Origin of the sequence: Pseudogracilibacillus sp. SO30301A (genome assembly GCF_037072025.1) — a bacterium.
Classification (GTDB): domain Bacteria; phylum Bacillota; class Bacilli; order Bacillales; family Amphibacillaceae; genus Pseudogracilibacillus.
The window spans coordinates 12491-27863 of record NZ_JAXHDD010000021.1; the positions used below are offsets into that span (position 1 = coordinate 12491).

At 36.8% G+C, this 15373-nt stretch carries 15 protein-coding genes; 1 reads left to right on the forward strand and 14 read right to left on the reverse strand.

Features of this window, described 5'->3' with window-relative positions; translation table 11 throughout:
* Window positions 1-26 precede the first annotated feature (26 nt).
* The 8 genes from nagE to SPD89_RS11575 all read right to left on the reverse strand — a co-directional run bounded on the left by nagE (window position 27) and on the right by SPD89_RS11575 (window position 8555).
* Window positions 27-1484 (reverse strand): N-acetylglucosamine-specific PTS transporter subunit IIBC, encoded by a 1458-nt coding sequence (gene nagE / locus SPD89_RS11540; RefSeq protein ID WP_336262103.1) that lies wholly within the window; start codon window positions 1482-1484, stop codon window positions 27-29.
* Window positions 1485-1647: 163 nt separating this feature from the next.
* Window positions 1648-2466 (reverse strand): PRD domain-containing protein, encoded by an 819-nt coding sequence (locus tag SPD89_RS11545; protein WP_336262104.1) that lies wholly within the window; start codon window positions 2464-2466, stop codon window positions 1648-1650.
* Window positions 2467-2498: 32 nt separating this feature from the next.
* Entirely contained in the window at window positions 2499-2999 is a 501-nt protein-coding gene (locus tag SPD89_RS11550; RefSeq protein WP_336262105.1) for a PTS sugar transporter subunit IIA, read from the reverse strand.
* Window positions 3000-3589: 590 nt separating this feature from the next.
* The gene (locus SPD89_RS11555) at window positions 3590-3715 is read right to left on the reverse strand and encodes a hypothetical protein (protein WP_336262106.1); all 126 of its coding nucleotides are present in this window, start codon (window positions 3713-3715) and stop codon (window positions 3590-3592) included.
* Window positions 3716-3922: 207 nt separating this feature from the next.
* On the reverse strand, window positions 3923-5452 hold the full coding sequence (locus tag SPD89_RS11560; protein ID WP_336262107.1) for an amidase family protein: 1530 nt from the start codon (window positions 5450-5452) through the stop codon (window positions 3923-3925).
* Window positions 5453-5777: 325 nt separating this feature from the next.
* Window positions 5778-6491 (reverse strand): glucosamine-6-phosphate deaminase, encoded by a 714-nt coding sequence (gene nagB, locus SPD89_RS11565; protein ID WP_336262108.1) that lies wholly within the window; start codon window positions 6489-6491, stop codon window positions 5778-5780.
* Between the two features lie 5 nt (window positions 6492-6496).
* Window positions 6497-7663: an N-acetylglucosamine-6-phosphate deacetylase gene (gene nagA / locus SPD89_RS11570; protein WP_336262109.1), complete on the reverse strand. Its 1167-nt coding sequence runs from the start codon at window positions 7661-7663 to the stop codon at window positions 6497-6499.
* Between the two features lie 16 nt (window positions 7664-7679).
* Window positions 7680-8555 (reverse strand): ROK family protein, encoded by an 876-nt coding sequence (locus tag SPD89_RS11575; RefSeq protein ID WP_336262110.1) that lies wholly within the window; start codon window positions 8553-8555, stop codon window positions 7680-7682.
* A 152-nt stretch (window positions 8556-8707) separates the two neighbouring features.
* Here SPD89_RS11575 and SPD89_RS11580 point away from each other — a divergent pair, with 152 nt between their 5' ends.
* On the forward strand, window positions 8708-9733 hold the full coding sequence (locus SPD89_RS11580; protein ID WP_336262111.1) for a glycoside hydrolase family 3 N-terminal domain-containing protein: 1026 nt from the start codon (window positions 8708-8710) through the stop codon (window positions 9731-9733).
* Window positions 9734-10064: 331 nt separating this feature from the next.
* On the opposite strand, the gene SPD89_RS11585 is transcribed toward SPD89_RS11580, so the two are convergent.
* From SPD89_RS11585 to SPD89_RS11610, 6 genes are all read right to left on the reverse strand, one after another.
* Complete coding sequence (locus SPD89_RS11585; RefSeq protein ID WP_336262112.1) at window positions 10065-10787, reverse strand: amino acid ABC transporter ATP-binding protein; 723 nt, start codon at window positions 10785-10787, stop codon at window positions 10065-10067.
* On the reverse strand, window positions 10787-11422 hold the full coding sequence (locus tag SPD89_RS11590; protein ID WP_336262113.1) for an amino acid ABC transporter permease: 636 nt from the start codon (window positions 11420-11422) through the stop codon (window positions 10787-10789). Before SPD89_RS11590 ends, SPD89_RS11585 begins: the two co-directional genes overlap by 1 nt.
* Before the next feature lie 85 nt (window positions 11423-11507).
* A complete protein-coding gene (locus SPD89_RS11595) occupies window positions 11508-12338 on the reverse strand; it encodes a transporter substrate-binding domain-containing protein (RefSeq protein WP_336262114.1) in 831 nt (276 codons plus the stop codon).
* Window positions 12339-12797: 459 nt separating this feature from the next.
* Complete coding sequence (locus SPD89_RS11600; RefSeq protein WP_336262115.1) at window positions 12798-13520, reverse strand: amino acid ABC transporter ATP-binding protein; 723 nt, start codon at window positions 13518-13520, stop codon at window positions 12798-12800.
* A 5-nt stretch (window positions 13521-13525) separates the two neighbouring features.
* On the reverse strand, window positions 13526-14245 hold the full coding sequence (locus SPD89_RS11605; protein WP_336262152.1) for an amino acid ABC transporter permease: 720 nt from the start codon (window positions 14243-14245) through the stop codon (window positions 13526-13528).
* A gap of 113 nt (window positions 14246-14358) precedes the next feature.
* A complete protein-coding gene (locus tag SPD89_RS11610; RefSeq protein ID WP_442961139.1) occupies window positions 14359-15135 on the reverse strand; it encodes a basic amino acid ABC transporter substrate-binding protein in 777 nt (258 codons plus the stop codon).
* Window positions 15136-15373: the final 238 nt, after the last annotated feature.

Sequence of the window (15373 nt, forward strand, 5' to 3'; positions counted from 1 at the left end):
CCCCGCAAAGGACAGCTCTTCTCTCATCATTTATTTTTTCGGATTTTTTCAATAGCGTCAGCGACAAACTGGACACTTGTTCCGACGATGACCTGAATATTATGTTTTCCTACGACATTCGTTCCCGGAACACCTGTCGATTTAATTTTTTCTTCATCCACTTTATCCATGTCCTTAACCTCAACACGTAGACGCGTTGTACAGTAATCAACAGATGCGACATTGTCATCTCCGCCAAGACCTTCGTAAATTTGAGCAGCCATCACAGCGGTTTGATCCTCTTCTTTTGGAACGTCTCCACCTTCTACTTCTTGGGTGTTTTCAAGTTCATCTCCGTCTTCACGGCCTGGTGTTTTTAAGTCAAATTTAACAATCAAGAATCGGAATAAGAAGTAATAAATGACGGCAAACACAAGCCCTTGAACGAGCAACATGTATGGCCGGTTAGCAATTGGATTTGTAAAATGTAATATATAGTCAACAAATCCAGCACTAAATCCGAAACCTGACGTCCACTGGAATGTTGCAGCGATAAAGAGTGACAATCCTGTTAAGAGTGCATGAACTACATACAGGGCAGGTGCAAGGAACATGAAAGCGAACTCAAGTGGTTCTGTGACACCTGTGAAAAATGCAGCGAATGCAGCTGCCATCATTAAGGATGCAGCTGTTTTCTTACGGGCTGTTTTAGCTGTATGATACATCGCTAAACCGGCTGCAGGTAAACCGAACATCATAATCGGGAAAAATCCTGCTTGATACATGCCTGTGACACCTTTTGTACCTTCGGCCGCTAAGAATTTACCTATATCATTAATCCCTGCTACGTCAAACCAGAATACAGAGTTCAGTGCGTGATGGAGACCTGTTGGGATTAGTAACCGGTTAAAGAAACCATATAGTCCTGCTCCTGCAGCCCCCAAACTACTGATTGCTGTACCAAAGGCGACAAGCCAGGAATAAACAACGGGCCATACGAAATACAGTACAGCAGCAAGCACAACCATTGCGGCAGCTGACATAATTGGAGCAAGTCTTTTTCCGCTGAAGAAAGCAAGCGCATCAGGCAGTTTAACATCGCTGAAACGATTATACATTGAAGCAGCGATGATTCCCGTGATAATTCCTATGAACACGTTCTCATTCTGCTCAAAGGCAGGATTGACAACTTCCGGATCAATTCCCTGCAAACTTGCCACAGAATCAACCGAGATTAAATTTGTCACAACTAAAAATCCAACTAAACCACTTAAAGCCGAAGCTCCATGTTTATCCTTTGATAATCCGATGGCAATACCGACGGCAAACAACACTCCTAAATTATCAAGAATAGAAGTACCTGCGGTAAATATAAATGAACCGATAACATTATCGGGTGAAAAGCCGAGAATCCAGTTTCCGATTCCTGCCAAAATTGCCGCGGCAGGTAATACAGCAACTGGTAGCATGATAGCCCGGCCTAAATTCTGCAAAAATTTTATCATCTGTTTTTCCTCCCTACTCATTTTATAAATTTCATTTAAGCAACTGCTTTTCTACTCTTCAAATCTTATACATGTGATGAGCTTTTCGATGTTCAGGAAAAGCACATTGAAGCGACCTGGTGATAAATGATAGATACTTTTATAAATGCAAAACGAAGTACGCTTACTTTTTTCTAAGTCTTTCAATATGAAGTGTGATATAGCCTAGTTCCTCTTCTGGAAAATGGACACCATGTTCATCAGCCACTTTTTCTGCTACCCTGACGGCACATTGGTAAGATAGTTTAAATTTATGTTTAATCATTTCCAGCATTTCTTCATCCATTGTATGCACTTTATGGTCATTGCTTCTAATTAGCGCAAATCGGAGATGGGTGATCAATCGTTCATATGCTATATCATCTTCTTCAATATCGATCTGTAATGTATTCTTAATTGTAGAAACCATATCGCTTACAATTGTGGTTTTCCTGACTGTTTCGTGCAAATCACCTCCTTGAATTTTCATTGTATGAATATGAAGAGCTATGAAAGCAGCTTCATCAACTGGCATTGTGACATCAAGCTTTTCTTTAATATACTCAAGAGCCCAAAGACCAATTTCAAACTCTTTTCGATATAATACTTTTATCTCTTGCAGAAGCTTATTTTTTAAATGAATTCCCTCACCTGCCCTTTCAATCGCAAAGGACAGATGATCTGTCAGGCCAATTCGCACATGTTCGTTTAATTCAACGCCCAAATGTTTTTCGGCATAATCAATGATTTCTTCCGCAAGAATAATATGTTCTTCAGGAATGCGCTGAAGAAGTTGCTGTAATTTTTCATTCTCTCTTAAGATAAAAAGCTTCTCTATTTTATTTGGTTGCACGAGATCATTTTTCACTTTCTTGAATCCAACACCTGATCCGATGGCAATCTTCTCTTGATTATCATCCATGATGATGACGGCATTATTATTTAATATTTTTGTTATTTTCATGACTAGTCACCTTTGCTCCTGTTTCGTCTTGCTTAAAGAGATGAAGCTGTCATGATGACTGTATTTCCCGGTTGAGCCTCTTTCTCCTCGGACATGGTAAATTTTTTGTCGATGTCATTACTGTTAGTAATAACAATCGGCGTGATGATATCATCCGCATGCTCTTTAATATACTCTAAATCAAAGTCAAGCAATGAATCTCCAACAGATACTTTATCCCCGGTTGCTACGTTCACTGAAAAACCTTCACCTTTTAAGGCCACTGTTTCCAGGCCAACATGAATTAAAATTTCTATTCCATCCGTTCCTTCGATGCCTATCGCATGCTTCGTTTCAGGAACTTGAACAATTTTTCCTTCAATAGGAGAAACGACTTTACCTTCGTCCGGAATGATAGCAATACCTTCACCCATCATTTTTTGGCGGAAAACAGGATCAGGCACTTCTTCAAGTGGGACAATCTTCCCGCTCAACGGTGCATAAATATGAAGTTCTTCCTGATTTTTAGATTTTTTAAATAGATTTTTAAACATTCATCTAATCTCCTTTTTGAACAATTATCGTCCTTCTTACCAACAGACAACCTATTTTAAAGTTCATTTGTTCTAGTTTTTAGTATGATGTTACGTCAAAAATATATACCTTACTTCCCTAGCTCAATAAGTTTTTAACTTGACACTTATCAGTCGTGTAGTGACTTGTGTCATAAGTGTGAATGAGGAAAGTTTAAAGGCTGCTAATGATCACCTATTTTAAATCAGCCTAGCAAAAAAGGCATGGTGGTTCTCTTGAGATATTTTATAAAATCTCTTAGAAGTTCCACCATGCCTAATCAAGTTAGTAACATGTGATCAATATTTTATTCTATTTTGATAATAACATTGACGCGGAAAAATATCAATTATTTATGAATATCGTTCGTAATTCTAATTTTTCTTCAAGGATTTTTTCAAAGAAGCTAGCTTCCAATTAAACTGAGCCGAGAGCTCGATGATGCCCCTCTTTATTGTCAATCAATCCTGGTAGACCGATACAAACACCGATCACCCGATCGTTCGCAATATCTTCCCTATCAATCAATTCATTTACAGTCTAGCCGATAAAATCAGCCACTCTTTCATAACTATCTGTTTGAAAGGGAAGAAATGTTCAGCAATTCTATTAAATTCATGAAACCAATTCGAATTACGCCAACATCAATTTCAACCCCCACATAGATGACAGAATCTTCATTTGCCATAAAGTACATAGCTTTTCTCCCTATATCATTCGTATGTAAGTACACTCATTTTCATGTTGCATGTTCATTTACTCCTATTATGATATGTATTCCAATATTCTTTCATTACCATCTTTTAATGCGTTTTTGAATGTGTATAATATTTAATGAAAAACACAAGCTCTAACTATCATTAGTTAATTATCGAGTAACAGTTGCCACTTTGCATTAAGGCACTCACTTCATTGGTGCGAAAGTTGAGCTACTATCAAAATAAGGATTACCTTTCATTCCAACCCAAAGTCCAGTATCTTCAAGTTGATAAGCTAATCGTAACAATTGATGATCGTTCCCTTTAGCGGCCATTATTTGTACTCCTAAAGGTAGCCCTGATTCAGTCAGATGGACTGGAACGCTAACTGCCGGCTGTCCAGTTAAATTAGCAAGTTGTGTAAATGGTGTGTACGTCAGGCTTGGCAAAAACATTTCATAAATGACTTCTTGCTGTTTTTCCGGAATCTCTGTCTGAATTTGTTCAAGTAGCTCCACTTCTCTTTCCTTACTATGGGTAAGTTCTCCTATCTTCGGTGCAGGATATGCTGTTGCTGCCGTTATATAAAGGTCATATTTTTCGTGGTATTTAGCCATTTTCAAAGCTGCCTTGTCCCATGAGGCTAAGCTTAAAGAAAATTGTGCGGCCGAAACATTTTGACCAGCTTCATGAAGCAGCCATGTTTCGATTTCTATATCGTCTGAAGTTAATTTTTCGTTATGTATTTTTTCTAACTGGTATGTAAGTGCTGAGATTTCTCCGCTATTCATCAAATAATAATCTCGCATTAGCTGAACACCATCAATATCTGGAATCGACTGTTCTACTGAATGTCCTTGTTCCTCTAACCATGTAATGACTTTATGAACAGCTTTTTTGGCTTCATCAGAAACTGGTGTCCCTACTGGTGATTCTGTTGTAAAACCAATTTTTAATGGACGTTTAAATGGTTCTTCCATTGCCCATTCGTAACGGTTTGGAAATAATGGTGTTTGAAAAGCTGCTTCTTGTTGAACTGTCTGCATAATGGTTAAAAGTCTCGCACTATCTCGAACTGTCCTTGATAAAACAAAATCAATTGCAGCTCCGTGCCACTGACGACCAACACCTGGTCCTACCGGTGTTCTTCCTCTCGTTGGTTTTAATCCGAATAAACCGGTAAAAGAAGCCGGTATCCGAATAGAGCCACCACCATCACTAGCTCCGGCGATAGGAACAACGCCTGATGCAACGAGTGCTGCTGCACCACCGCTTGATCCTCCTGGAGAAAATGTGTGATTCCAAGGATTTCGAGTTGGACCATGAAGTTTTGATTCTGTTATATTTTTTAACGCAAATTCTGGTGTTGTTGAATGTCCTAAAGGAAGAAATCCAACTTGTTGAATCTTTTTCACAAAATTTGACGTCTCTGAGGCGATTGTCTCTTTAAATATATTGGCACCACTCGTACTAGGTTCTCCTGCAATTGACTGAGATCCATCTTTTAAAAATATTGGTACTCCATTAAACTCACGTGGTGGATAATGAGGAACAGGAACTGATACTTCTTCGATAACCTTTTCCTTCCTTGTATGAGTCACTGCATTTAACTGGTCATTTACCTTGTCTAAGAGAGTGTAACTTGCTTTTACTACTTCTTCTCGCGTAATTTCTTTCTTATTCATTAATGTTGAAATTTCGGTTCCATCCAATGCTATATACTCTGATAATTTCATTGCTTCCCCAACTTTCATCTTAATACGTTTATCATAACAAAAATATGCTCTAAGTAAAAAAGAATCCAGTACACTAACTAATGAACAAATAAGGAATAGATTGTTCTTTTCATATAGCGTAAGGATTCTACTTAAAGAGGATGTTCAAAAAGTCCGGTAAAAATGACACTGCGAATTTCTTCGTTGGCTTGTTTCTCCGCTACTCATGTATCTAAATGCATACATTCCGCTGCTCGAAACTGCGCCGCCTCGAACTTCTTGGTCCTTTTTATCCTCCTTTTTGAACACGTACTTAAATACAAAATGCTTATCTAAAGATATAATCTTATATGTCGATATCAGTTACTAATACAACGTTAGGATGACGTTGTAATACAGATGCTGGCACTTCTTCTGTTACTTCACCGTATAAAACCTTTTTCAAAATTTCAGCTTTTTTCTCGCCTTGTACAAGAAACAAGATCTTTTTCGCTTCCATGATCGTTCCAATTCCCATTGTCAATGCTTGGGTCGGCACATCTTCTTTGTGATCAAAAAATCGTGAATTTGCTTCAATTGTCGAATCATCCAAATCGACAATATGGGTTCTTGCATCAAAAGATGTACCCGGCTCATTAAAAGCGATATGACCATTTAATCCAAGACCTAAAATTTGCAAATCAATTTCACCAGATTTTTTCATCATTTGCTCAAAAGAGTGACATTCTTTTTCAAGATCTTCGGCTTCCCCATCTAATAAGTGAGTATTTTCCTTTTTTATATCAATCCCATTAAATAAATGATGGTCCATATAATAACGGTAACTTTGTGGATCATCAATAGATAAGCCAACATATTCATCCAAATTAAACGTAACCGCTTGTTCAAACGTAATTTCGCCTGCTTTACATTTATCAATTAAATTTGCATATAATTTTTCTGGAGTTGAACCCGTTGCAAGTCCAAGTACTGGATTTTCAATTTCCTTTATCGAATCAACAACAATTTCAGCTGCCTTGCGACCTAACTCATCCATGTCTTTTACTTTAATAATTTCCATTTCCTTCACTCCTCGTAAGCTATTATCCCTCGACAAATCGTATATTTAATAGCCAGGTTTTCATCGACAAGTAGTATATCAGCATCTTTCCCTACTGTTATACTCCCCTTTTGATCAAATATATCAATTTGCTTTGCAGGATTTTCTGCAGACATTTTAATGATATCTCTAATTGTAACACCATTTAATTTTAACATATTTTTTGCCGCTTCATCCATTTTTAAAATGCTACCAGCCAATGTTCCATCTTCTAGAGTTGCTCGACTATTCAACACGGTAACAGGCTGACCACCTAATTCATATGCACCATCCGGCAATGATTTTGCCCGTATTGCGTCCGTAATCATTAATAATCGATCACTTCCAACATTATTATAAATAATTTGTAACATTTCTTCTGATGTATGTATCTCATCCGCAATAATTTCCGCTTTTAGCTCACTTAGTAAAAAAGCTGCACCGACTGCACCAATATCGCGATGATGAACTCCTGTCATTGCGTTGCATAAGTGGGTTAATTGACGAACACCTTGGGCTACTCCTTTCTTAATTTCTTCAAACGTTGCTGAAGTGTGTCCGGCAGATACGTTATGCCCATCTTCTGCTAAATATGATATGAAATTACCTGTGTCACATTCCGGAGCAACAGTAATAGTTTTAATCTTCCCTCCAGCTACTTCCTGCCAACGGTTAAATAATTCCACATTCGGAGTCTTGATAAACTCTGCTGGCTGCGCACCTTTTTTTTCTTCATTAATAAATGGTCCTTCTAAATGAATTCCGACAACTTCAGATTGTCCTTGTTTATTCCCATACCGTGCAATATTTCTTAATGCCTTTTCGATGTTCTCATTAGATTGCGTCATCGTTGTCGCTAGAAAACTTGTTGTTCCTTCTTTTGGTAAGCAATTAGCAATTGTATCCAATGCTCCTTCATTGGCATCCATGGTATCCGCACCTGCAGCTCCATGGATATGACCGTCAATAAAACCCGGTATTGCAATTAATCCTTCTCCATCAATACAGCAGTAATCGTCACTATTTTGATCGAGTAAAATTGGATGTTTTGATATTTCAACTATTTTTCCCTCTTTAAGTAGTAAAAAACCATTTTCAATCTTTTCATCTTCTGTATATATAGTTACATCTTGAATTAAAATAGATGCTGACATCTTTTTCTCCTTTCTTTTATACATGGAGTGAAACTGCACCTAACATTCCTGCTTTATTTCCTAATGAAGCTTTTACTATGTTTACTCCTGCGAAACTTTCCAATACCATCTCATTTACTTTTTTAGAAATCATATGTATTAACACTTCTTGTTCCATAATTCCTCCACCGATTACGATTGTTGTTGGATTAAAAATGTGAATAATAGATGTTAGTCCAATTACGATTTCCTCTACCCAGTTATCAATTACTTCCTTAATTTGATTGTCATTTTCATAAAATTTCTTGAAAATAATTCGTCCATTTGTGATGTCTGAATCAAGCTTTTGCGCTTCTCTAAGTAATGCAGTAGTCGAGGCGTATGTTTCGTAACAGCCTTTTAAGCCACATTTACATGGTAAGCCATTACCATGAGTTATCATATGTCCAAACTCTCCCGCATATCCATTCCTTCCATAATAAAGTTCTGAATTATCAACAATTGCTCCTCCAATTCCAGTCCCATACGCTAGAAATAAGAAATCATTATAGTCTCTACCTGCGCCAAAATAATTTTCTCCTAGTGCGGCTGCGTTAACATCGTTTTCAACGTTTACCGGAACGTTAAAATGATTCTCTAATATTCCTTTTATTGGTAGACCAGATGTTTGAGGAATATTTGCTGATTCTTGGACAATCATTCCATTTTTTCTATCAACTTGCCCGGCTGTACTAACTCCAATAGCATCCACCTGTTCAAATTGTTCTATTTTATCGATTAGATTTTGTAATATGTAATTTCCTCCTTTATGACTATTTGTATCATATTCGATATTATCATACATTTTACCAGCACTGTTAAAAAAACCAAGTTTAATAGAGGTTCCTCCTATATCAACACCAGCAATCCTCATTTCCCCACTCCTTTATTATTCAAAAAATATCTATTTCCTTAATTGGTGTATTGCCAACATTCATAATATACGATATTATAGCACTTAACATGAATATTCTATATTATAATTACATTCGTAATAAAGATGTTTTAAAAAGGAGACTACTTAAAATGAATGTCCACAAGATGTCGATCGCTGAAAAGGTCGGACAATTATTTATGGTAAGCTTTGAAGGAAGCAAACCTGCAGGTGAAGTAATTAATCTCATCTCTACATATAAGGTCGGTGGACTATGCTATGTAACCGATAATTATAGAAATCCACGACAACTTCATAGACTATCTACTGACTTACAACATTATGCAAATAAAGATCTCCCTTTATTACTCTCCGTTAATCAAGGTGGAGGAGAGTTTAATAGTATTACTAGGGGAGTAATTCAAGGTCCAGATCAATCAACATTAGGAATTATAAATAACCGACTATATACAAAACAAATGTCAGAAATGATTGCAGAGGAACTACATGCCTTAGGAATAAATATGAATTTTTCCCCATCTTTATATATCAGTAAGGGTCGAAAAGATAGTTTTGGTGATTCGATCGATCTTGTAGCAAAACATGGGGTCGCATCTATTCAAGGGTACCAAAAGAAAAACGTTTCGGCAGTTGCAAAATATTTCCTTGAAAATGAAAATAGACCTATTGACACACTGTTAACAGAAGCTTATGATATGTCCCATTCAACACTATATCCTTATTTCTTAGCAATTCAAAAAAATGTCGACGCGATTCTCTTATCTAGTTCTTTTGAAAATGAAGGACGATCGATCATTCAAAGTTTACTTAGGGAAACGCTAGACTTTGAAGGTGTCTTAATGAAAGAAGTTTCTGATGAGAAGACATCGAATACTATTGCCGAAAATGCCGTCAAGTCTATTCATTCTGGAGTTGATCTCGTCTTATTATCTCTGCCGTACAGAACACAAATTGCTGTTATTGATAAGGTTATCGATGCTGTAAAAAAAGGAGATATACCTGAAAATCGTTTAAATGAAGCCGTTGAGCGAATTTTAACACTTAAAGAGAAAAGAAAAGTAGGATTAATTAAACCGTTTGACCGTGATGTTTTTGAGAAAAAACGCGCCGTTCAATTTATCGAAAAGCTTCAAAATTTAGCTGGGTCTCGGATTTAACTGTTTATCAATTTTCTGATATAGACTGTGTCTATTTATCTTCTATTCTTAACCTCCTCTTTTGATGGTAAACGATAAATAGACAGAAATATTTCGTGAGCAATATCCACCACAATTGCTCACGGAATATTATTGTGTTTAGTTTGCGGTCTTTTTTAAAAAAATCTACAAATTATGGCATACAAGAACTTCTTCCGTTTCTTTTTTGAAAAAACTGTACAAATTCAGGCACACGAGAGCTTTTTACGTTCCCCTAGGAGCCGATAAAAACTCCACTAAAAAGTTTAAAAGGCTGATGATAGTTTCTCGACCACCTACTATTCTCGATCTCTTACAATATTTGTCCCAAGAACGTTTTTAGCCGTTCACTCTTCGGATTTGCAAACATTTCTACAGGTTCGCCTTCTTCCATAATAACCCCTTCGTCAATAAAGATAACCCGGTCTCCAACTTCTCTTGCAAAACCCATTTCGTGTGTGACAACGACCATGGTCATTCCTGATTTAGCTAAATCTTTCATAACTGCCAAAACTTCTCCGACAAGTTCAGGATCAAGTGCAGATGTCGGTTCATCAAATAACATTACTTTAGGATTCATCGCTAGAGCACGAGAAATTGCAACCCTTTGCTTTTGTCCTCCTGACAGACTTCCGGGATAAGCGTCCGCCTTATCAGACAGTCCCACTTTTTCAAGTAATTCTCTGGCAGTCTTTTCGGCTTCATCCTTGGATATTTTTTTCACTTTCAACGGACCTAAGGTGATGTTTTCCAGAACAGTCTTATGAGGAAATAGATTAAAATGTTGAAACACCATGCCTACTTGTGACCGAACCTGGGGCACATTCGTATTTTTATTCGTTATTTCTTGACCATCAATCGTAATGGTACCCGATGTTACTTCCTCTAATAAATTCAAACAACGTAAAAAAGTACTTTTACCTGAACCCGATGGACCAATAACACAAACCACTTCTTTTTCAGCGATTGTATTGGAAATCCCTTTTAATACTTCATTTTCTCCAAAAGATTTATGTAGATCTTCTACTACGATCATTATACATCAAGCCTCCGTTCAACACGTCTTAAAATAATACTAGATGGAATCGTAATTGCTAAATAAAAAAGTGCTACCATCAAATAAGGTTGAAAAGAAACAAACGTTGTAGAAGCATATGTACGACCTTGGTATAATAACTCATGTACGGCAATTGCAGAGAATAAAGAGGTATCTTTCAAACTAATAATAAATTGGTTACCAAGTGGAGGAATCATTCGTTTAAACGCTTGCGGCCAAATAATATACCACATCGTTTGTGCTTTCGTGAGCCCAATTGAATCTCCTGCTTCAAATTGCCCCTTATCAATGGATTGTACACCTCCACGAACGATTTCAGCTATATACGCTCCAGCATTTAACGAAATCGCCATAATCGATGCAATTAATTTATCAAAATTATAAAAGTCGGACAACCCGAAATAAATAAAAAATATTTGGACAAGAATGGGAGTACCGCGAATAACTTCGACATAGACAGTACAAAGCCAAAAGATAAATTTATTTTTAGATATACGACCTAAACCTACAAATGCCCCGATAACAAATCCGATTCCTACACCAACAACAGTTATTAAAAATGTTAATTTTATTCCTTCCCACAAATAGGGAAGTACTCCAACAATATGTTGCATAGTTTCTACCACCTCATTTATGCCTTAGAATAGAAAAGCGTGACACGATGATCACGCTTTTCACTAGCCTATATTTTGTTATATTTTATGTTCCTTCAGGTCGCTCACCAAACCATTTTTCATAAATATCATCATAAGTTCCATTTTCTTTTAACGTAGTTAACGCTTCATCTATCTTATCGCGTAACTCTGACCCTTTCGGAAAACCAATTCCATAATCTTCACCAGTTAACTTTTCTCCAACGGTGATTAGTTCTCCCCCTGCTTCTTTTTCAGAATAAAATTGTACGTTAGGTAAGTCATATAAAACAGCGTCAGCTCTACCTGCAAGTACATTTTGATATGCTTCTACAATTTCTGGGAAAGCTTCTGGTGTTGCATCTGTTTCTTCTTCTAAATACTTCTGACTAGTAGAACCTTGACGTGTAGCAACAACTTTACCATCCACATCGTCTATCGATTGGATTTCATTTGCATTTTCTTCTGTAACAGCAAGGATCAATCCTGCTTCATAGTAAGGCTGGGTAAAGTCAATATTTTCTTTTCTATCTTCCGTAATTGTCATACCTGCAATTCCAATATCAAATTTACCTGAACCAAGACCAGCTACAATTCCGGCAAATTCCAATGTTTCAATTTCAATTTCAATCCCGGCTTCTTTAGCAAGTTCTGTGATCAAGTCGATATCAAATCCTACTAATTCACCTGACTCTTCATCTAAATATTCAAATGGTACGTATGCATTATCGGTTGCAACCGTATATACTTTACCATCTGAATCGCCTTCTGCCTCAGCACCCTCTTCGGTAGCGCTTTCAGATGCATCCTGCTCATTGTCTGTCGATGATCCACCGCAAGCAGCCAATACCCCTAATAACACACTCAGAAACAAAGTAAGTAATAGTTTTCGATACATGATTAGCCCCCTAGTTAGTTTTTCGAATCTATAGTTGTATATTATAACATAGAATTTTCTTAAGAAAAGAATTTTTCTAATAAGGCAGAAATATTTACTGGGTTTAGCTATTCATTAATTTTAAATAACGTGATCATAGCTTTTACGCTTCACGGGAGTTTTTTTAATTGCTTATACGAAAACTAGTGAACTAGTTAATAGTTACCTACTGTTTTTTATAGAGGATGTTCAAAAAGTCCGGTAAAAATGACACTGCGAATTTCGCACGAATGCTTGCTTTTTCGCTCCTAGAAAAAGGAAAGCACTTTTTCTACGTGCTAGAAGCGTTTCCTTGGAAAAGAAGATCACTTTTCCTGCGTGCCAGATCTTTGCTCATGTATTTAAAAGCATACATTCCGCTGACGGGAGCTGCGCCGCCTCGAACTTCTTGGTCCTTTTTTCCTCCTTTTGAACACGCACTTATAATACTTTTCCTAAAAATGCTTTTGTTCGCTCATTTTTGGGATTATTAAAGATCTCATCAGGTGTTCCTTCTTCTACTAAATAGCCACCATCGATAAAAACAACCCTGTCTGCAACCTCACGAGCAAAGCCCATTTCATGTGTTACAACAACCATTGTCATCCCTTCATGAGCGAGTTGTTTCATAACGTCGAGCACTTCTTTCACCATTTCAGGATCAAGGGCTGAGGTTGGTTCATCAAAAAGCATAATCTTCGGTTTCATTGCTAGAGCTCTAGCGATTGCAACCCGTTGCATTTGTCCACCAGAAAGTTGTTCTGGATAACTCGTTGCCTTATCACTAAGTCCTACTTTCGTTAACAATTCATGTGCTAATACCTCTGCGTCTGCTTTAGACATTTTACGAACCTTTATAGGGGAGATCGTAATATTATCAAGTACTGTCATATGTGGAAATAAATTAAATTGCTGAAATACCATCCCTACTTCTGTACGAATCTCATTTATATTTGTTGCTGAATCATTAACTTTTACATCTTCAATATAAACGGCTCCATCCGTAATATCTTCTAGTAAATTGATACAACGAAGAAATGTAGATTTACCTGATCCACTTGCACCAATGATACAAATTACTTCTTGTTCTTTCACTTCATAGTCGATCCCTTTTAATACTTCAAGATCACCGTACGATTTTACAAGACCTTCAATTTTTATCATTTTTCTCACCTTCCGTCCGATATCGTTCGACTAAACGAAAATGCTTTTGGTCTCTTTGACGGAACATAACTCGTACTAAATCTTTTTTCAACGTAAGCAATTAGCTTTGTACAAACCCAAGTTAACACCAAATACAAAATTGCCGCTAGAATATAAGGTTCCCAAACTCTGAAACTTGCACCCGCTACAACTTTTGCTGCATACAATATATCTGTCGCTGCAATGACTGTAACAAGAGAAGAATCTTTAAGTAATGCAATTAGTTCATTGCCTAAAGGTGGGACCATTCTGCGAAATGCCTGAGGTAAAATTATCTCCTTCATCGCTAACCCATGTGGCATTCCAAGAGAGCGAGCTGCCTCCATTTGTCCTTTATCAAGCGATTGAATTCCTGCACGAAAAATTTCCGCACTGTACGCACTGCAATTTAACATGAGAGCTAGTGCACCCGAAACAAAGAAGCCTAACGAATGTCCAAAGATCGTTGGAATAACAGCTAAATGAATTAGAAAAATCTGAACGAGCAACGGTGTTCCTCTGAAGAAGTCAATATACCATTTACATGGATAATGAATCCATTTCCGTTTTGATAACTTACCTAAACCGAATACTAACCCAAGTAACACCCCACATGTATACCCAACAATAGTTAGTCCTAATGTGATCCAGATTCCTCTAATAAAAAGATCTTTATAATTCCAAAGTATGTCAAACCGTATCGACATGATCAACTCTTTTATCGCTTCTATAATGAACACCTCCTATTCCCTACAGTGGAGAGACAATTTTCACCGTTAAAAAGATACTGTCCGCAAATGGTTACGGACAGAATCATCGCTTATTCTTCCATTTCAAATCCTGAGATTTCGGCAAGTTTACCATTCTCTTTTATTTTTTTAATTCCTTCATTTAAAAGCTCTAATACATCCGTGTTACCTTTTTTAACCATCAATCCATAGTATTCTTTTTCAAATTCGTCGTCTTCTATCGTTTTAACTTCAACGTTTGGATTGTTTTTAATGTATTCGTTCACTGTAGAATTATCTCCTACTGAAGCATCTGCATTGCCATTAATCATTTCACTGATTGCTAAAGGCATCGTTTCTGCCGCAACAATGTTTGTACTTGTTTCTCCAAGCAGTTTTTTTACAGCAATATGTCCAGTCGTATTAATTTGTGCAGATACTTTTTTATCTTTTAAATCTGCAAAACTTTCTATATCACTATCTTTGGGAACTAAAATTAGCTGATTAGCGATATAGTAAGGGTCGGTGAAATCATATGATTCTTCACGTTCTTCCGTAATGGTAATGGAAGAAACTGCAAAGTCAACTTCTCCATTATCTACTGCCGGAAATAGTGGCTCCCAACCGATATTTTTAAATTCAATTTCAATTCCTAATTCTTCTGCAAGCGCATTCACAATATCGATATTAATTCCAACAATTTCTCCATTTTCGTCCATATATTCCATTGGTGCATATGTAGCATCCGTTCCTGCCACTAATTTCGTAATTTCATCACCGGTCGCCTCTTCCGACGTTTCCGTATCATCGGAGCCCCCACCGCCACACGCAATTAATAATGCACTAATACTAACGACTAAAAAAGCCATTATGAATAAACGCAAATTTTTTTCCACTTGTTCTTCCCCCATTTTTTATGAATTTAAGCAGGATTTTCGTAGAATAAAAGCGTGACAAATTAACCCCCTTTATTGTATCTTTCACAATTTTGTTTATCTTGTATCGATATTATACGTTAATATCTCACGCTATTCAATACAATTTAAAATTATATCTAGATTCTAATTGTTCTATCATTTCTACCTATCAAGTTTATGTACCAATTTT